The organism is Pseudonocardia hierapolitana, assembly GCF_007994075.1.
GTDB lineage: Bacteria > Actinomycetota > Actinomycetes > Mycobacteriales > Pseudonocardiaceae > Pseudonocardia > Pseudonocardia hierapolitana.
Genome location: NZ_VIWU01000001.1, coordinates 5238901 through 5256121, shown reverse-complemented (window position 1 = coordinate 5256121; position 17221 = coordinate 5238901). Strand labels below are relative to the sequence as shown.

Genomic DNA, 17221 nt, shown 5'->3' with positions numbered 1-17221 from the left:
ACGCTCGCGGCATTCGGGCCGAGCGATCAACGGATGCGTCCGGCCGCGCCGAGCGCCTCGACGAGGACGTCCGCGAGCAGGTGGGCGCCGTCGCCCGGCTCGTCGATGTCGGGGTCGTAGATCGCCAGGTCGAGGCCGGCGACCCGGGGATCGCGCAGGAGGGGCACGAGCGTCTCGACGAGCTCGTCGGGCCGCAGGCCGTCCGGCTCCGGGCTGTCGACCGCCGGCATCACGGACGGGTCGAGGATGTCGGCGTCGAGGTGGACCCAGATCCGGTCGACACCGGGCGCCATCGCCCCGAGCGCGCGCTCGGCCGCCGTCCCGCACCCGGAGGCGCGCATCTCCTCGACGGTCGCCAGCACGGCGACTGCCTCCCTGGCCTCCGGCAGCAGCGGGTCGCCGGGCTCGTGCATCCCGAGCGCGGCCGTGTCGGCGTCCCGGACGTAGGGCCGCAGGCCCTCGATGTCGGTGAGATCGGACTGCCCACGGCCGGTGACCAGCGCGAGCCCCTCGCCGGCCGCGGCGCCGACGGACGTCGAGTTGCCCGGGTGCCGGAAGTCGGAGTGCCCGTCGAGGTACACCAGGCCGGGGCGGCCGCGGCGACGCAGGCCGATCAGCGTGCCGAGCAGGATGCTGCAGTCGCCACCCAGGACGAGCACGAACGCGCCGGGTGCCGCGTGCCGCTCGACCCGGTCGGCCAGTGCCGCGGAGTAGCGCGCGATCGCGGCCGCGTTGAAGACGCCGTCGCCCTCCGCCCAGTCGCCGCGGTCGTAGCGGGGCGGCGTGACCACGCCGCCCTCATCACCGCCGAGCCGGGCGAGCAGGCCCTGGTCCCGCAGGGCACCGGCGAGCTTGTAGCAACCGGGCACGGTGCCGGGGCGCGGCGGGCGCAGCCCGAGGTTCGACGGAGCGTCGACCACGACGATGCTCATGGCCCTTAGGGTGGCACTCGTGAACCGGGCGCTCGCGGTGCTCACCGGTGGCGCGTTCCTCACGCTGGTCATCGGGGTCGTCGGGGGCGGCGGGCCCCTTGCCGCGATACCGGTCGGCGCGGCGTACACGCTGCTGAGCGTGGCCGCCTTCGGGTGGGTGAGCAGGCGGGGGCGGCTGCCCCTGTCGGCCGCGTACGTCACGGTGCAGCTCGCGCTGGCCTTCACGACGTTCGCGCTGGAGCCGGGCGTCGCCACCACGCTCTTCTTCGTGGTGCTGGTGAGCCAGTGCGTGCTGGTGCTCCCCCGACCGGCCACCGCCGTGGTCGTCCTGCTCGTCCCGTTCGTGCACGCGCCGATGGGCTCCTGGCAGGACGCCTTGCGGGAGGGGATGGGCCTGTTCGCCTCGGTGGTGTTCGCCGCGGTCTTCACCGAGCTGCTGCAGCGGGAGCAGCAGCTGCGCCACGAACTGGCCGAGGCGCACGCGCAGCTGCGCGACTACGCCGCACAGGCCGAGCGGCTCGCCACGGCCCAGGAGCGCAACCGGGTGGCCCGCGACATCCACGACGGGCTCGGGCACTCGCTCACCGTCGTGCAGATGCAGGTCAAGGCCGCGCGGGCGGTGCTGCCCGCCGACCCGGCGAAGGCCGACGAGGTGCTCGCGAAAGCGCAGCAGCAGTCGGAGGAGGCGCTGGGTGCGGTGCGCCGGTCGGTGCGCGCCCTGCGCGAACCGCGCTCGACCGGACCGCTCCCCGAAGCGTTGAACGCGCTCGCGGAGGAGGCCTCCGCGGCGGGCGTGCCCACCCGGCTCGACGTGTCCGGCATCCCGCGCCCGCTCCCCGACGACGCGCAGGAGGCGTTGTACCGGGCCGCCCAGGAGGGGCTGACGAACGTCCGCAAGCACGCCCGGGCGAACCGGGCCGACCTGCTGCTGGCCTACGGCGAGAGCGCGGTCCGCGTGGAGGTCCGTGACGACGGCGTGGGCAGCGACGGGAGTTCCGCCGGCTTCGGCCTGGTGGGGCTGCGGGAGCGGGCCGCCCGGCTCGGCGGGGAGCTGCGCGTCGAGTCGGCGCCGGGTGAGGGCCACACGCTGTCGATGGAACTGCCGACGATGGAGGTGCCGGGGTGACGGGCGTCCGGGTCCTGCTCGTGGACGACCAGGCCCTCTTCCGGGAGGCGCTGGCCACGCTGCTCGCCGTGCACGAGGGCGTCGAGGTGGTGGGCGAGGCGGGCGACGGCGACGAGGCGCTGCGCAAGGCCGCCGAGCTCGCGCCCGACGTGGTGCTCATGGACCTGCGCATGCCCGTGCTGGACGGCATCGGGGCCACGCGCCGGCTGCGCGTCGAGCAACCCGACGTCCGGGTCATCGCGCTCACCACCTTCGACGACGACGAGGACGTCTTCGCGGCGCTGCGCGCCGGCGCGGTCGGCTACCTGCTCAAGGACGTGTCGTCGGCGCGGCTGGTCGAGGCCGTGCACGCGGCCGCCCGTGGCGAGTCGGTGTTGCAGCCGTCGGTGGCGGCGAAGGTGGTGGCCCGCTTCGCGCAGCTGCCCGACGCGGCGCCGGAACCGCGGCCGCAGCCACTGGTCGTGCCGCTGTCGGACCGCGAGCTGGACGTGCTCCGCCTGCTGGCCGACGGCCGCAGCAACCGGGAGATCGCCGCGGCGCTGTTCCTGGCCGAGGGCACGGTGAAGAACCACGTGACCAACGTGCTCGCGAAGCTCGGCGCCCGCGACCGCACGCAGGCCGCGTTGCGCGCCCGCGCCCTCGGCCTCCTGTAGCGGAATCAGGTCCGCGGTGCGTTCTCCCCTCGAGGCACGACGTTCGTCGCCGGTGGCGGCACGGCCACGGTCGTCGGCCGCCTGGCGGGCATGGCGGCTGCGACGAGCACTCCGATGAACGCGAACGCGGCGACCGCGGTCATCCCGGCCGAGAAGCCCTCGCTGAACCGCTCGGCGGACGTGTAGTCGCCGACGCCGGCGAAGACGGCGACCGTGACCGCGACACCGAACACCCCACCGAGGATCCGCAGCATCATGAACGCGCCGGACGCCTGCCCGATCTCGCGTGGCTGCACCGCTCCGACCACCGCCTTCTGCGCCGCGGGCATGGCCATGGTGATCCCGACCGAGCCGACGACCAGCGCGGGCAGCAGTTCGAGGTAGCCCGTCCCGGTGTCGGCGACCACAGCGATCCACCCCATGCCCGCGGTCTGGAGCAGCAGCCCGCCGACGACGAAGTTCCGCTCCCCGACCTTGTCGGCCAGCCTGCCGGCGATCGGCGCGCACACCATCAGCGTGCCGGTCCAGGGCATCAGCATCAGGCCTGCGACGAGCGGGCCGTTGCCGAGCACGACCTGGAAGTACTGCGCGAGGAAGAACATCGTGCCGTACAGCGAGGCGAACACCAGGAAGTTCGCCGGGTTGGCCGTCGCGAACGCCCTCAACCGGAAGAACCGCATCGGCAGCATCGGCGCCTGCGCGCGTCGCTCCCAGAGCACGAAGGCGACCAGCAGCACGACGCCGAGCAGCAGCGCGCCCACCACCTCCGCGCTGTCCCAGCCCGCGACGTTCCCGCGGACCAGGCCCCAGACGACGCCGAACGCGCCCGCGGTCACGAGCACGACCCCTCCCAGGTCGAACCGGGTGTTCGGGCCGACGCTCTCCTCCACGCGCCGCTGCGTGAGCAGGATCGCGATCATCCCGACCGGGAGGTTCAGCCAGAAGATCCACTGCCAGGCGAGTCCCTCGGCGACGACACCGCCGATGAACGGGCCGCTGAACGTCGCCAGACCGGTGATGCCCAGGTACAGCCCCATCGCCCGGCCCCGCTGCTGCGGCGGGAAGGCCGTGCTGATCAGGGTGAGCGACAGCGGGAGCACCATCGCCGCGCCGACGCCCTGCCCCGCGCGCGCCACGATCAGCGTGCCGATGTCCGGCGCCAGCGCGCACGCCACCGAGGCGACGGTGAACACGGCCAGCCCGACGACGAACATCCGGCGCCGGCCGAACCGATCACCCAGCGCGGCGCCCGTCAGCAGCAGCACCGCGAACGTCAGGTTGTAGGAGTTGACGACCCACTCGAGCGACTCGATCGACGCCGTCAGGTCCTGCCGGATCGTGCTCAGCGCCGTCGTCACGACCAGGCTGTCCAGCGCCATCATGAACGACCCGAGCGACGCGATTCCCAGCACCCAGGCCTGGGCGCGCGTGGTCCGTCCCGCGTCAGCGCTCATCGTCGGCCCTCCCCTCGATGCGCAGGGACCGCGGAAGGCCGAACATCGGCAAGAGCGAGTTGTCGTGGAACCGCGTCAACGCGCTCACCCGGTCGCCGGTCAGGGTCAGCACGAGCAGCCCGTGCGCGTGCTGGATCGGGGTGCGCGGATCACGCAGGTACCAGCCGAACGCGGGCTGGCCGTTCGCCCGCGTCGGGACCAGCACGTGCCGAACCTTCCCGCACAGCGCGACCGTGGCCAGGAAGTGGCGGATCGCCTCCGGGCCCTGGTACTCCAGCGGCAGGGGCGGCATCGTCAGCCATGCGTCGTCGGTCAGCATGGCCACGACCGCGTCGACGTCGCCCGCCTCGAAGGCGCGGCTGAACTCGTCGACGATCCGGAGTTCGTGTGGCGAGTCCGGTAGCGGGGCGCTCTCCCGGTCGGAGGCGGGGCGCTCCTGCGCCAGCGCACCCCGGGCCCTGGTCAGCGCGCTGGTCACGGCGTTGCGGCTGGTGTCGAGCATGTCCGCCACCTCGTCGGCCCGGAACCCGAGCACGTCCCGCAGCACCAGCACCGCCCGCTGCCGCGGCGGCAGCTGCTGCAACGCCGCCAGGAACGCGAGCGACACCGACTCCCGCGCCTCGTACCGCGCCTCCGGCCCGGGCACGTCGTCGGCGATCCCGAGCAGCGCGTCGGGGTAGGGCTCCAGCCAGCTCGGTTCGGCTCGGCGGTGCGTCGGCTCGGGCAACGGGACCTCCGATCGGCCGGCCGGGTACTCGTGCGGGCGACGGGAGCCGGTCCGCAGCGCGTTGAGGCAGCGGTTGGTCGCGATCCGGTACAGCCACGTCCGCACGGACGCGCGCTCCTGGTAGTCGCCGATCCCCCGCCACGCCGCGAGCAACGTCTCCTGCAAGAGGTCCTCGGCGTCCTGCACCGAGCCGAGGATGCGGTAGCAGTGCACCTGGAGCTCGTGCCGATGGGGCTCGACGAGCTCGCGGAACGCCTCACCGTCCCCGCTCCGCGCCAACGCCAGCAGCGTCCTTCGCATGTCGGTTCCTTCTCTCGTGCGATCCCTCACGAATGGATGGACACCGCCGGTGCCGGAAAATGGTCGGTGCGCGCCGGTCATGCCGGGTCATGACCAGGGGTCATGACTTCCGGCACCTGGCAGGGCGGCCCCGCGCGCGGACCCTTTCCGCCATGACAACCACGCACACCCACTCCACCCGCAGCAACACGCGCAAGCTGGTCCGCTTCGTCGCCCACTACCTCGAGATGGTCGTCGCCATGATCGTCGGCATGGTGGCGCTCGGGCCGCTCTGGCCCGCCGACTGGGTCGTCCGGCCGGACCTGAACGCGATGACGATGGCCGTCGACATGACGATCGCCATGGCGCTGTGGATGCGCATCCGGCGCCACTCGTGGCCGCGGACCGCCGAGATGAGCGCGTCGATGTTCCTGCCGTTCGTCGTGCTGCTGGTCCCGTACTGGTTGGGCGCGATCTCCGGGACGACCGTCATGGTCGCCGCCCACGTGATCATGTTTCCGCTGATGCTGGCCGTCATGCTGTGGCGCCGCGCCGACTACTGGCACTGAGATGAGCGGCTTCCTCCCTCGTGCTGCCCGTGCGCTCGCCCTGCTGGTCGCCGTCCTGGCGCTGCCCGCGGGGTTCGCGGCCGTCTCCGCGTCAGCGGCCTTCGGCGCCTACTACGCACCCGGACCGGAGCGGACCGTCCCCGCGGCCGCGCCGGTCCGGCACGATCCGGCCAAGCCGACCGCCGTGGTCGTCGTGGGCGCGCTCGGCGCGGAGGTCTCCGACACGCTCGCGCCGTACGAGATCCTCGCCGCGACGGACCGGTTCAACGTCTACACCGTCGCGCCTCAGCGGCGGCCGGTCCCGCTGACCGGCGGGCTCGACCTCGTCCCCGACCTCACGTTCGACGAGCTCGCAGGTCTGGCCGCCCCGGCCCTCGTCGTCGTCCCGGCGTTGCCCGACCTCGGCGAGCCGACCACCGCCCCCGTCACGGAATGGGTGCGCGCACAGGCCGGCCGCGGTGCACAGCTGCTGTCCATCTGCAACGGGTCGGGCGTGCTCGCGTCCGCCGGGCTGCTCGACGACCGGCCCGCGGCCGCCCACTGGATGCAGCTGCGCGGTATGCGGACGGCGTACCCGCAGGTCCGATGGGCGCCCGGGCAGCGCTTCGTCGACGACGGGGACGTCGTCAGCACCGCGGGCATCCTGTCCGGCGTCGACGGCACGCTGCACGTCGTGGAGCGGCTGCTGGGGCCGGCCGCCGCCCGCGACGCCGCCGCCGCGGTCGGCTGGCGGCACCACGGTTCGGGCGCCTCCGCGTACACGGGCCTCCCGCTGCCCGACCCAGCCGCGATCCTGAACGCCGGCTTCCGCCTCGACCCGCCGACGGTCGGCGTGGCGCTCACCGACGGCGTCGGCGAGATCGAGCTCGCCTCGGTGTTCAACACGCAGGCCCGGTCGCTGGCCACGCGGACCCTCGCCGTCACCACCGACGGCGGCCCGGTCCGCTCCCGGCACGGCCTGACCTTCCTGCCCCGCGCCGATCTGGCGAGCGCGGCGCCGCGGCTCGACCGCCTGATCGTGCCCGGGGATCACGCTGTCGAGCCGGTGGCCGGGGGCCCGGCGCCGGAGCACCTGCACGGCCGCTCCGGCTTCGCCTTCGACGCGACGGTGACCGACCTGGCCCGCAGCACGGACACCGCGACCGCACGGTGGGTGGCGAAGGCGCTCGAGCTGCCGATCGATGGCCTCCCACTCGACGGGCCCGCCTGGCCGTGGGGCCCGACCATCGTGCTGGTCGTGCTCGCCCTGCCCGGGTTGCTGTTACATCAAATCATCACCAAGATCCTCGACCGGCGTGGTGGCAGCCATCACACTCACTCGCCATGGTGGACTCAGCCCCGGCCCAAGCCCAACCCGAACTCAAGCGAGCCATCGGCCCCGGACTCCTGCTCTTCTTCGTCATCGGCGACATCCTCGGCACGGGGATCTACGCCCTGACCGGTTCGGTGGCCTCCGTGATCGGCGGCGCCCTGTGGGTGCCGTTCCTCGGCGCGTTCGTGGTCGCGTTCCTGACCGCGTTCAGCTATCTGGAGCTCGTCGGGAAATACCCGGGTGCGGGTGGGGCGGCGCTGTACACGCACCGCGCATTCGGCGTCCAGTTCCTGACGTTCATGGTCACGTTCACGGTGATGTGTTCGGGCGTGACGTCGGCGGCATCGGCGGCCAAGGCGTTCGGTGACACCTACCTCAAGCAGTTCGCCGTGCTGCCGCTGTGGCTCGTCGCGCTGGTGTTCGTCGCGGGGCTCGCGATCATCAACTTCCGCGGCGTGGGCGAGTCGGTCAAGGCGAACGTGCTGCTCACCTGCATCGAGGTGACCGGGCTCGCGATCATCATCATCGCCGGTCTCTGGGCCATCGGTGGTGGCCAGGGCGAACCCGCCCGCCTCGTCGAGATCAACACCGGTGAGACGGGGCCGTTCCTGGCGATCACCACGGCCGTCTCGCTCGCGTTCTTCGCCATGGTCGGGTTCGAGGACTCCGTGAACATGGCCGAGGAGACCAAGGACCCGGTGAAGATCTTCCCGCGCGCGATGCTGCTCGGCATGGCCGTCGCGGGCACCATCTACGTGGTCGTCGCGGTCATCTCCTCGATGCTGGTCCCGGCGGCCGACCTGGCAGAGGCCGGGAGCGGCGCTCTGCTCACGGTGCTTGAGGTCAGCGCGCCCGGATTCCCGCTGCAACTGTTCGCGGCGATCGGTCTGCTCGCCGTGATCAACTCCGCCCTGATCAACATGCTGATGGCGAGCCGGCTGCTCTACGGCATGGCCAACGAGCGGGTCCTCCCGAGCGTGTTCGCCACCGTGCACCCCACCCGCCGCACCCCGTGGGTGTCGATCGTGTTCAGCAGCGTGATCGCGTACATCCTGGTGGTCAGCGTCGACCTGAGCGTGCTGGGTGGCACCACCGCGCTGCTCCTGCTCGCCGTGTTCACGATCGTCAACATCGCGGTGCTCGTGCTGCGCAAGAAGACGGTCGAGCACAAGCACTTCCGCGCCCCGACCTGGGCGCCGGTGCTCGGCGTGTTCCTGTGCGGCTTCCTCGCCACGCCGCTGTCGGGCCGCCCGATGATCCAGTTCCTCATCGCGGGCATCCTGCTGGTGGTGGGCCTGGTGCTGTGGCTGGTCAACCACCTGGTGGTGGGCCGGGTGGAGTTCGACCCGTCGCACCTGGACGACAGCCGCGAGCACCCGCACCCGATCGACCCGAAGAAGTAAGCACTTCACAGACCCGGTGCGGACTTCACACAGGGCCGGCCCTGTGTGAAGTCCGCACCGGCTTTGTGAAGTCGCCTTGTCAGGGACCTGCGGTGGGTGGGGGCGCCACCTGGGCGGGAACCTCGGCCGTGACACCCGTGACCGGGCGGCCACGTCGGCGCAGTGGAGCCGGCCGGACCGTCTGGACCGCCGCGTTGAGGTACGCGCCGAGGATCACCGCGAGCGCGATGAAGTACATGCCGAGCAGGAACGCGATCGGCGCCGCGAGCGCTCCGTACGTGTAGCCGGTGCTCGTGATCCAGTCGAGGTACAGCCGCAGGCCGGTGGCGCCCACCAGGAACACGGCGGCGGCCAGCACCGCCCCGGGTAGGCCGCGGTGCCACGGCGGCTTGAAAGGCAGCGCGATCCGGTACAACGTGGTGAGCGCCAGCACCAGCACCACGACGACCACCGGGTAGTAGACGACGTTCACCACCGTCCGAGCCGCCGGCTCGACCACGTCGGGCAGCAGCGGCAACAGGCGGTCGGGGCCCAGTGCCGCGACCGGCAGCAGCACGATGCCGACGGCGAGGCCCGCCAGGTAGAGCAGGATCGCGAGGGTGCGCTGCCAGACCCAGCCGCGCACCGGGTACTGGTCGTGGGCGCGGGTGATCGCGTCGACGAACGTCGCCATCGCCGAGGAGCCCGACCAGAAGCTCAGCACGAACCCGATCGAGACGACCTCACCCCGGGCGGTCGTGAGGATCTCGTCCACGGTGGGGGCGATGATCTCGTCCATCGCGTTGCGGCTGAACACGCCACCGCTGGTCCGAATGATCCACTCCTGCACGGCGACGACCGTGTCCGGGCCGAACCAGAGCTCCGCGTACCCGAGCAGCCCGAACAGCCCGAGCAGCAACGGGGGCAGCGAGAGCGTCTGCCAGAACGCGGCCGACGCGGACTGGCCGAGCACGTCGTCGTCCCACGCCCGGGTCAGTACCCGGGTGATCACACGCCGGGCGGGCCTCGGCTCCCGCACGGCGCGGGGCACTAGTCGCTGGTCGGCGCCGGCCGGGGAGGCCCGCCGTTGGTGTGCGGCCTGCCGTCGGGCACGGCCGCGTCGGCGACCGCCTCGGCGGCTGCCTCCTCGGCCTGCGCGGCGTCCTCGGCGGCGATCGCCGCCAGCTCGTCGGACGCCGTACCGTCGCGGGTGGCGGGCGAGCGCGGGACGTTCTCGGTGAAAGCCCGCGAGACGCCCTGCAGCGCGGAGGTGACCTCGCTGGGGATCACCCAGAACGTGTTGCCCTCGCCCTGCGCGAGCTGCGGCAGCACCTGCAGGTACTGGTAGGCGAGCAGCTTCGGGTCGGGGTCGTTGCGGTGCACCGCCTGGAACACCTCGTCGATCGCCCTTGACTGCCCCTCGGCCTTGAGGATCGCGGCGGCCCGGTCCCCTTCGGCGCGCAGGATCGCGCCCTGCTTGTCGCCCTGCGCGGTGAGGATCTGCGACTGCCGCTGGCCCTCGGCGGACAGGATGGCGGCGCGCTTGTCCCGCTCGGCGCGCATCTGCTTCTCCATCGCGTCCTTGATGGTCTTCGGCGGGTCGATGGCCTTGATCTCCACGCGGTTGACGCGCAGGCCCCACTTGCCCGTGGCCTCGTCCAGCACACCGCGCAGCAGGCTGTTGATCCGGTCCCGCGACGTGAGCGTGACCTCCAGGTCCATCGAGCCGACCACGTTGCGCAGCGTGGTGACCGTGAGCTGCTCGACCGCCTGCAGGTAGCTGGCGATCTCGTACGCCGCGGCGCGCGGGTCGGTGACCTGGAAGTAGAGGACGGTGTCGATCTCGACGACCAGGTTGTCCTCGGTGATCACCGGCTGCGGGCGGAAGGACACGACCTGCTCCCGCAGGTCGATCATGGGGTAGACGCGGTCGATGTAGGGGATCACGAAGTTGAGGCCGGGTTGCAGCGTGCGCTGGTAGCGGCCGAGCCGCTCGACGTTGCGCGCCCGCGCCTGCGGCACGATCCGCACGGCCTTGATCACGGTGATGACGGCGATCAGCGCGACGAGCAGCCCGACGACCATCAGGGCCAGGTCCATGGTCATGGTCACTCCCTGGGGTAGACGACGGCGGTGGCGCCGTCGATCTGGAGGACGTCGACCGTGGTGCCGGTCGGGATGACGACGGAGTCGTCCATCGCCCGCGCGGTCCACTCCTCGCCGCCGATCCGGACGCGCCCGTCCCGCCCGGTGACCTCCTGGATGACGTACCCCGGCTTGCCGACCAGCGCGTCCAGCCCGAACGCGGTGCCACCGCGGGGCCCCGTCAGATGGCGTCGCGCGACCGGGCCGAGCAACCCGACCCCGGCAACGGCGGCGCCGGAGAACACGACCAGCTGCACCGGCACCGGCAACCCGAGCGCCGCGGCCAGCGCCGTGATCAAGGCCGCACCACCGAGGATTCCCACCGCAGCGGTGAGCGTGAAGATCTCCAGGACGATGAGACCCACTGCAGCGATCACCCAGATGACCCACATGTCCACGGCCATCAGACCCTCCCGCCCACGTCACCGGGGGCTGACCACCCCAGTATGCGCCGCCGGACCTGCGAGAAGAAGGGCTCACCGCCGAGCGGCGATCACGGGACCCGGTAGCGCAGCCAGACGAGCCCCTGCTCCAGCGCTTCGGCGGCGACCAGCTCGAACGCGCCCGCCCGCCCCTGCGCGCCGTGCCAGGCCTGTTGGCCGGGCCCGGCGAGCCGGGGATGGACGAGCAGGCTCAGCTCGTCCAGCAGGTTGTCCCGGAGCAGGGCGCCGATCAGCCCGCCACCGCTGTCGACCCGCACGACGCGGGCGCCGTGGCGTTGCCCGAGCACGGCCAGCGCCGCTGCGAGGTCGACCCGCTCGGCGCCCGCGACCAGCTCGGGGACCGCCTGCTGCGGGCGCGGCGGCGTGGCCGCGGCGCGGAGGGCGAGGACCCCCGACCAGTGGCCGACGGCGCCCAGGGCCTCCCATTCCCGCACGCGCGCCCTGCTGTCGACCACCGCGAGCAGCGGGGCACCGGCGGGGGCGGGCCTGCGCGGCGCCTCCCGCAGAGCCGGTTCCTGGGCGAGGATCGTGTCGGCGCCCGCCAACGTGACGTCCTCGGCCCATGTGGCGGCCAGCTCGTAGAAGCGGACGACGGCCGGGGCGAAGCCCGTGGTGGCACCGTCGAGGGTGATCGCGACATGAGCGACCACGTGGGGTCGGATCATGCGCCGACCGTAGGACGTGCATCCGACGAGAACGTCCGTGGCACGCTCTGCCGGTGCGCGTGCTGGTGGTCGAGGACGACGACGGCGTGGCCGGGGCGGTGGTGGATGCGCTCGCGACGCACGGTCACCGGGTCGATCGGGTGGCGCGGGCGGCGGACGTGTGGCCGCACCTGAGGGGCGCCGACCTCGTGCTGCTGGACCTGGGCCTGCCCGACGGCGACGGCATGGACGTGCTGCGCAGGCTCCGCCGCGTCGCGGCCACGCCGGTGCTGGTGCTGACCGCCCGGCACGCCGAGCGCGACGTCGTGCGCGGCCTGCGTCTCGGCGCCGACGACTACCTCGTGAAGCCGGTGCGGCTGCGGGAGCTGCTGGCACGCGTCGACGCCGTGGTGCGGCGCACGCGGGCCGCTGAGGCCGCTGCGGCCGACGTCGTGGAGATCGAGGACCTGCGCGTCGACCTGACCGCCCGCCGCGCCACGGTGGCGGGCACGGAGGTCGCGCTCACCGCGAAGGAGTTCGACATCCTCGCCGCACTTGCGCGCCGCCCGGGCGCGGCCGTGAGCCGCCAGCAGCTGCTCGACGAGGTGTGGGGCGACGCGTACCTGGCGGTGAGCCGCTCGCTTGACGTCCACCTGGCGTCGCTGCGGAGCAAGCTCGGCCGCCCCGGGCTCGTCTCGACGATCCGCGGCTTCGGCTACCGGCTGGGCGGCTGATGCGCCGCAGACTGCTGGTCGTGCTGTCGGCGTTCGCGCTGGCCGCGGTCGCCGGGTTCGCGGTGCCGCTGCTGCAGAGCACCGCGGCCGGCCGCACCCAGGAGTTCGTGCTCACGCGGGCGGGCGACCTCGACCGGTTCGCTGCGCTCGCCCAGCAGGCCACCGGTCCGGCCGGGGCGGGCACCCTCGCCCAGGAGGTGCAGGCCCACCAGTCCGTCTACGGCGAGGGCGTCGCCGTGGTCGACCGCTCGGGCCGGGCGATCGTCGAGGCAGGGCTGCGCGCCGACGACCCCGCCGTGGTCGCGGCCGTGGACGCGGCCCTGCGCAACCAGCCTGCGGCCCGGCCGGTCGGCCTGCGGCCGTGGTCGACCGGCCCGATCCTGCTCGCCCGCCCGATCGGCACCGGCACCCAGGTGGGCGGCGCGGTCGTCCTGCGGGCCGAGCCCGCCGCCGCGGCCGCCGACATCGCCACCGCCTGGACGGCGGTGCTGCTCGGGGCGCTGCTGGCCGCGCTCGCGTGCGCGGCGCTCGCGCTGCTGCTGGCCCGGTGGGTGCTGCGCCCGATCCGGGAGCTCGCGGCGGGCGTCGGCGAGGTCGCGGCCGGGCACCCGGGTGCGCACGTGTCCCCGCACGCGGGCCCCACCGAGCTGCGCGAGCTCGCCGCGGCGTTCAACCGGATGTCCGACGCCGTCGCCACCAGCGCGGAGGAGCAGCGCAGGCTCGTGGCCGACACCTCGCACCAGCTGCGCAACCCCCTCGCCGCGCTGCGGCTGCGCGTCGACACCCTCGACCCGCACGTCGCCGCCGCGGGGCGGGCGACCTACCGGTCCACGGCGGTGGAGCTGGACCGCCTCGAAGCTCTGCTCGACGGGCTGCTCGACCTGGCCTCGGCGGAGAGCCGGGCCACCGCCCTCGCCGCCGGGGCAGGGCCGGGCGACCGCGCCGAGCTCACCGCCGTCGTCGCGGAGCGCCTCGACGCCTGGCGCCCGGCTGCACTCGAGGCCGGTGTCGGGCTGCGGGTGGCATCGTCGACGCCGGCCTCTGTGGAAGCGGCCTGCACAGCCTCCGAGGTGGAGCAGCTGCTCGACGTGCTGCTGGACAACGCGGTCAAATACGCCGGTCGCGGCGCCACCGTCGAGATCGCACTCCGCGCAGGGAACGGGCGGGCGCTGCTCGAAGTGCGCGACGACGGTCCCGGTCTGCCTGCCGAACAGCTGCAGCAGGCGACGAGGCGGTTCTGGCGCGCCCCCGGCAGTCCGGCGCGCGGCTCCGGGCTGGGCCTGCCGATCGCGGAGCGCCTGGTGACCGCCCGCGGCGGCGCTCTGCGCGTCTCGTCGCCGCCGGGCTCCGGCCTCGTCGTGACGATCGAGCTGCCGGCATGACCCCGGTCTCGACAACGGTCTCGCGCCGGACCCTGCTGCGCGGTCTGCTCGCGGCCCCGCTGGTCGCAGGCTGCGCGGGCGGGACGACGCAACCCGTCGCGCTGGCCGCGGGCGAGCCAGGCGGGTTCTACGTCGAGTTCGGTGAGTTGCTCGCCGCGGCGCTCGGGGCGGCGGGCCTGCCCACCTCGGTGGTGACCACCGGGGGCAGCGTGGAGAACATCGAGCAGCTCCGCGACGGCGTGGCCGCGCTCGGGCTCGCGCTGACCGACATCGCGCTCGCTGCCCGCAACGGGGAGGAGCCGTTCGGCGCCCCGGTGCCGCTGCAGGCGATCGGCCGCGTCTACGAGAACTACATGCAACTGGTGGTGCGCGCCGAGGACCCGGCGACCGGCACCGCGGACCTGGCAGGCCGCCCGGTCTCGCTCGGCGCCGTCGGCTCCGGCGCCGCCGTGTTCGGGGACAGGTTGCTCACCGCCGCAGGCATCGCCGCGGACGTGACCCGCCGCCCGCTGCGCGACGCCGTCGCCGCGCTCGAGTCCGGGTCCGCCGACGCCCTCCTGTGGTCGGGCGGGGTGCCCACGCCCGCGCTCGCCGAGCTCGCGGCCCGCCGCCCGGTCCGGCTGCTGCCGCTCGCCGAGCACCTGCCGCAGCTGCGGTCCCGCCACGGCAGCGTCTACGGGCCGGCCACCGTGCCCGCCGACGCGTACGGACCTGCCGGGCCGGTGCCGACGGTCGGTGTCGCGAACCTGCTGGTCTGCACCTCCGCCCTGCCCGACGAGACGGCAGCCGCGGTGGCGCGCACCCTCGTGGCCGCCGCGCCCGACCTGGTGCCGGAATCGGCGCTGGGCACCCAGTACCTCGACCAGCGCTCGCTCATCGGGACCGGCGAGATCCCGCTGCACCCCGGTGCCGCGGCCGAATATCGCACCCTCCACGGCTGACGGCCTAAGGGCTCGTAAAGATCGCGCGCGGTCGTCGTCCGGCCGACCTACGGTCGGCGGGCGGCAATCCCCGGCATCGACGAGGAGCGGGAACGGATGAGCACGTCTGACACCACGGTGGCGAGGCCACCCGTCGGATTCGGAGCGAAGGTCAAGCAGGTCGGGCCGGGGTTGCTCGCCGCGGCCGCGGGCGTCGGCGCAGGCGACCTCGTCGCCACGATGGTGGCGGGCGCCCGGTTCGGCACCGTGCTGCTGTGGGCGGCGGTCCTGGGCGCGATCCTCAAGCTGGCACTCGCCGAGGGCGTGGGCCGGTGGCACCTCGCGTCCGGCTCCACCCTGCTGGACGGCTGGCGCAGGCTGGGTCGCTGGGCCACCGTCTTCTTCGGCGTCTACATCGTGATCTGGGGCTTCGTGTACGGGGCCACCGCGATGTCGGCGGTGGGGCTGCCCCTGAACGCGCTGTTCGGCGGCCTCGACGTCCGGTACTGGGCCATGATCGCCGGCGTCGTGGGGCTCGTGCTGGTGTGGCTGCAGCGCTACGAGATCTTCGAGAAGTTCATCACCGTCCTGGTGCTGATCAAGTTCGTGTCGGTGGTCTCCGTGGCCTTCCTCGTGGCGCCCGACCTCCTGGACCTGGCCGGCGGCCTCGTCCCCCGGCTGCCGGACGGCTCGGTGGTCTACGTGCTCGGCCTCATCGGCGGCGTCGGCGGCACGATCACGATGGCCGCGTACGGCTACTGGATGATCGCGAAGGGCTGGAAGGGCACCGGCTGGCTGTCGATGATGCGGCTCGACAACGCCGTCGGCTACACCATGACCGCGATCTTCGTGATCGCGATGCTCATCGTCGGCGCCAACCTGCTGCTCGGCCAGGACCTCACCGAGAACGACCGGGGCCTGCTCGTCCTCGGCACCGAGCTCGGAACCCGATACGGCGACTGGGCGCGGATCCTGTTCCTCGTCGGCTTCCTCGCGGTGACCACCACGTCGCTGCTGGGCGTGTGGAACGGCGTCAGCCTGCTGTTCTCGGACTGGACGCGCACGATCCGGCTGCCGCACGGCGCGGAGGCCGAGGTGGGGGCCGAGTCGCTGCGCACGGAGCGGTCTACCACCACCGAGACGGGCTACGAGGCCAGGGCGGCCGAACGCAGCCTGCCGTTCCGGGCGTACCTGATCTGGCTGACGATCCCGCCGATGGGGCTGCTGTTCTTCGACCGCCCGTTCGCGCTCACGCTGGTCTACGGCGTGCTCGGGGCAGCCTTCATGCCGTTCCTCGGGATCACGCTGATGCTCCTGCTGAACTCGAAGCGGATCGCGGCGGACGGCCGGTCGGGCTTGCTGTCGAACATCCTGCTCGGGATGGCGTCGGCGCTGTTCGTCGTACTGCTGGTGGCGGACATCTGGAACCGGATCTCCTGACCCGTCCGGTCAATAGCTGACCTGGCCATAGCACGACTATGACCTCTTGCATGGCAAGAAACCTGTAGCTACCATTGGAGATATCCGAGCGCATCCCACGCTCGGGGGGCATCGCGCGATCATGAAAGGAGTGGCCTGCGATGCTGATGCGCACCGACCCGTTCCGCGAGCTGGACCGGCTCACCCAGCAGGTGTTCGGCAACGCCCCCGGCACCTGGTCGCGACCCACCGCCATGCCGATGGACGCCTTCCGGGACGGTGACCACTTCGTCGTCTGCTTCGACCTGCCCGGCGTGCCCGCCGACGCGATCGAGCTGGACGTCGAGCGCAACGTGCTCACCGTCAAGGCGGAGCGGCGCCCGTTCTCGGGTGAGCACGTGGAGATGCAGGTGGCCGAGCGGCCGCTCGGGGTCTTCTCCCGCCAGCTGTTCCTGGGCGACACCCTCGACACCGACCACATCGACGCCTCGTACGACGCAGGCGTGCTGACGCTGCGGATCCCGATCGCCGAGAAGGCGAAGCCGCGCCGGATCTCCATCGCCGGCACGGGCAGCGAACCCAGGCAGATCGACGCCTGAGAGACGCACGTCAAATCGGCGGCCCCGACCGTTCAGCGGTCGGGGCCGTCGCCGTTGCGCCGTCCGACCTCCGCCTCCAGCTCCGCGATGCGCGCACGGGCCGCTCGCAGCTCGTCCTGCAGCGCCACGATCCTGGTCGCCGCATCGAGGTTCAGCCCCTCGTCGAACAGGGCGCGCATCCGCGTGGCCAACACCAGCTGCCGACGCGAGTAGCGTCGGTGACCGCCTCCGGAGCGCACGGGCGTGAGGACGCCTGCGGCGTCCAGGCTGCGCAGGAACGCAGGCTGCACGTCGAGCAGCTCAGCGGCCTGCCCCATCGTCATCGCGGGGTAGTCCTCGTCGTCGAGCCGGTCGACACCCACCGGGGAACAGCCCTCCACACACACGACCGGGCCCGGTCGCCAGACCGGGCCCGTGGATCAACATGACAACGGTGTAGATGATCTCGATGTCGAACTGGCGTCCAGGCGACCACCTCCCGAGTCACTCGCGCTTCCGTGG

18 protein-coding genes are annotated in these 17221 nt (G+C 72.9%); 10 read left to right on the top strand and 8 right to left on the bottom strand.

The window, feature by feature from the left end; all coding sequences use genetic code 11:
* Nucleotides 1-26 precede the first annotated feature (26 nt).
* Nucleotides 27-932: an arginase family protein gene (locus FHX44_RS24980; RefSeq protein WP_147258021.1), complete on the bottom strand. Its 906-nt coding sequence runs from the start codon at nucleotides 930-932 to the stop codon at nucleotides 27-29.
* Between the two features lie 19 nt (nucleotides 933-951).
* Here FHX44_RS24980 and FHX44_RS24975 point away from each other — a divergent pair, with 19 nt between their 5' ends.
* Both FHX44_RS24975 and FHX44_RS24970 read left to right on the top strand, forming a co-directional pair.
* Nucleotides 952-2058 carry a sensor histidine kinase gene (locus tag FHX44_RS24975; protein ID WP_212612632.1) on the top strand — a complete coding sequence of 369 codons (1107 nt, stop codon included), beginning with the start codon at nucleotides 952-954 and terminating at the stop codon, nucleotides 2056-2058.
* Complete coding sequence (locus tag FHX44_RS24970) at nucleotides 2055-2711, top strand: response regulator (protein WP_147258019.1); 657 nt, start codon at nucleotides 2055-2057, stop codon at nucleotides 2709-2711. The genes FHX44_RS24975 and FHX44_RS24970 overlap by 4 nt, the downstream gene beginning before the upstream one ends.
* A 5-nt stretch (nucleotides 2712-2716) precedes the next feature.
* Here FHX44_RS24970 and FHX44_RS24965 read toward each other — a convergent pair whose 3' ends face one another.
* A complete protein-coding gene (locus tag FHX44_RS24965; protein WP_147258018.1) occupies nucleotides 2717-4165 on the bottom strand; it encodes an MFS transporter in 1449 nt (482 codons plus the stop codon).
* Nucleotides 4155-5192 (bottom strand): sigma-70 family RNA polymerase sigma factor, encoded by a 1038-nt coding sequence (locus FHX44_RS24960; protein ID WP_147258017.1) that lies wholly within the window; start codon nucleotides 5190-5192, stop codon nucleotides 4155-4157. Before FHX44_RS24960 ends, FHX44_RS24965 begins: the two co-directional genes overlap by 11 nt.
* Nucleotides 5193-5344: 152 nt before the next feature.
* On the opposite strand from FHX44_RS24960, the gene FHX44_RS24955 reads away from it, so the two are divergent.
* Genes FHX44_RS24955 through FHX44_RS24945 form a run of 3 tightly spaced genes read left to right on the top strand, consistent with a single transcriptional unit; the run spans nucleotide 5345 to nucleotide 8455 of the window.
* Complete coding sequence (locus FHX44_RS24955; protein WP_147258016.1) at nucleotides 5345-5740, top strand: hypothetical protein; 396 nt, start codon at nucleotides 5345-5347, stop codon at nucleotides 5738-5740.
* A gap of 1 nt (nucleotide 5741) precedes the next feature.
* Nucleotides 5742-7178 (top strand): DJ-1/PfpI family protein, encoded by a 1437-nt coding sequence (locus FHX44_RS24950; protein ID WP_147258015.1) that lies wholly within the window; start codon nucleotides 5742-5744, stop codon nucleotides 7176-7178.
* Complete coding sequence (locus FHX44_RS24945) at nucleotides 7064-8455, top strand: APC family permease (RefSeq protein WP_147258014.1); 1392 nt, start codon at nucleotides 7064-7066, stop codon at nucleotides 8453-8455. The genes FHX44_RS24950 and FHX44_RS24945 overlap by 115 nt, the downstream gene beginning before the upstream one ends.
* A gap of 79 nt (nucleotides 8456-8534) precedes the next feature.
* Here the strand turns inward: FHX44_RS24945 and FHX44_RS24940 are convergent, their stop codons facing one another.
* From FHX44_RS24940 to FHX44_RS24925, 4 genes are all read right to left on the bottom strand, one after another.
* Entirely contained in the window at nucleotides 8535-9473 is a 939-nt protein-coding gene (locus tag FHX44_RS24940) for a YihY/virulence factor BrkB family protein (RefSeq protein WP_246170572.1), read from the bottom strand.
* Nucleotides 9474-9484: 11 nt separating this feature from the next.
* Nucleotides 9485-10540, bottom strand: coding sequence for an SPFH domain-containing protein (locus FHX44_RS24935; RefSeq protein WP_147258012.1), 1056 nt, complete (start codon nucleotides 10538-10540; stop codon nucleotides 9485-9487).
* 2 nt (nucleotides 10541-10542) lie between these two features.
* Nucleotides 10543-10983 (bottom strand): NfeD family protein, encoded by a 441-nt coding sequence (locus tag FHX44_RS24930; protein ID WP_246170571.1) that lies wholly within the window; start codon nucleotides 10981-10983, stop codon nucleotides 10543-10545.
* Nucleotides 10984-11072: 89 nt separating this feature from the next.
* The gene (locus tag FHX44_RS24925) at nucleotides 11073-11687 is read right to left on the bottom strand and encodes a dihydrofolate reductase family protein (RefSeq protein WP_147258011.1); all 615 of its coding nucleotides are present in this window, start codon (nucleotides 11685-11687) and stop codon (nucleotides 11073-11075) included.
* A 53-nt stretch (nucleotides 11688-11740) separates the two neighbouring features.
* Here FHX44_RS24925 and FHX44_RS24920 point away from each other — a divergent pair, with 53 nt between their 5' ends.
* The 5 genes from FHX44_RS24920 (at nucleotide 11741) to FHX44_RS24900 (ending at nucleotide 16720) form a co-directional block, all read left to right on the top strand.
* Nucleotides 11741-12400 (top strand): response regulator transcription factor, encoded by a 660-nt coding sequence (locus tag FHX44_RS24920; protein WP_147258010.1) that lies wholly within the window; start codon nucleotides 11741-11743, stop codon nucleotides 12398-12400.
* Nucleotides 12400-13782 (top strand): sensor histidine kinase, encoded by a 1383-nt coding sequence (locus FHX44_RS24915; RefSeq protein WP_147258009.1) that lies wholly within the window; start codon nucleotides 12400-12402, stop codon nucleotides 13780-13782. Before FHX44_RS24920 ends, FHX44_RS24915 begins: the two co-directional genes overlap by 1 nt.
* Nucleotides 13779-14723, top strand: a complete 945-nt coding sequence (locus FHX44_RS24910) for a TAXI family TRAP transporter solute-binding subunit (protein ID WP_147258008.1) — start codon at nucleotides 13779-13781, stop codon at nucleotides 14721-14723. The genes FHX44_RS24915 and FHX44_RS24910 overlap by 4 nt, the downstream gene beginning before the upstream one ends.
* A 96-nt stretch (nucleotides 14724-14819) precedes the next feature.
* Entirely contained in the window at nucleotides 14820-16142 is a 1323-nt protein-coding gene (locus FHX44_RS24905; protein ID WP_147258007.1) for an Nramp family divalent metal transporter, read from the top strand.
* A gap of 140 nt (nucleotides 16143-16282) precedes the next feature.
* Complete coding sequence (locus FHX44_RS24900; protein ID WP_147258006.1) at nucleotides 16283-16720, top strand: Hsp20/alpha crystallin family protein; 438 nt, start codon at nucleotides 16283-16285, stop codon at nucleotides 16718-16720.
* Nucleotides 16721-16752: 32 nt separating this feature from the next.
* On the opposite strand, the gene FHX44_RS24895 is transcribed toward FHX44_RS24900, so the two are convergent.
* Nucleotides 16753-17082, bottom strand: a complete 330-nt coding sequence (locus FHX44_RS24895) for a MerR family transcriptional regulator (RefSeq protein ID WP_246170570.1) — start codon at nucleotides 17080-17082, stop codon at nucleotides 16753-16755.
* Nucleotides 17083-17221 lie beyond the last annotated feature (139 nt).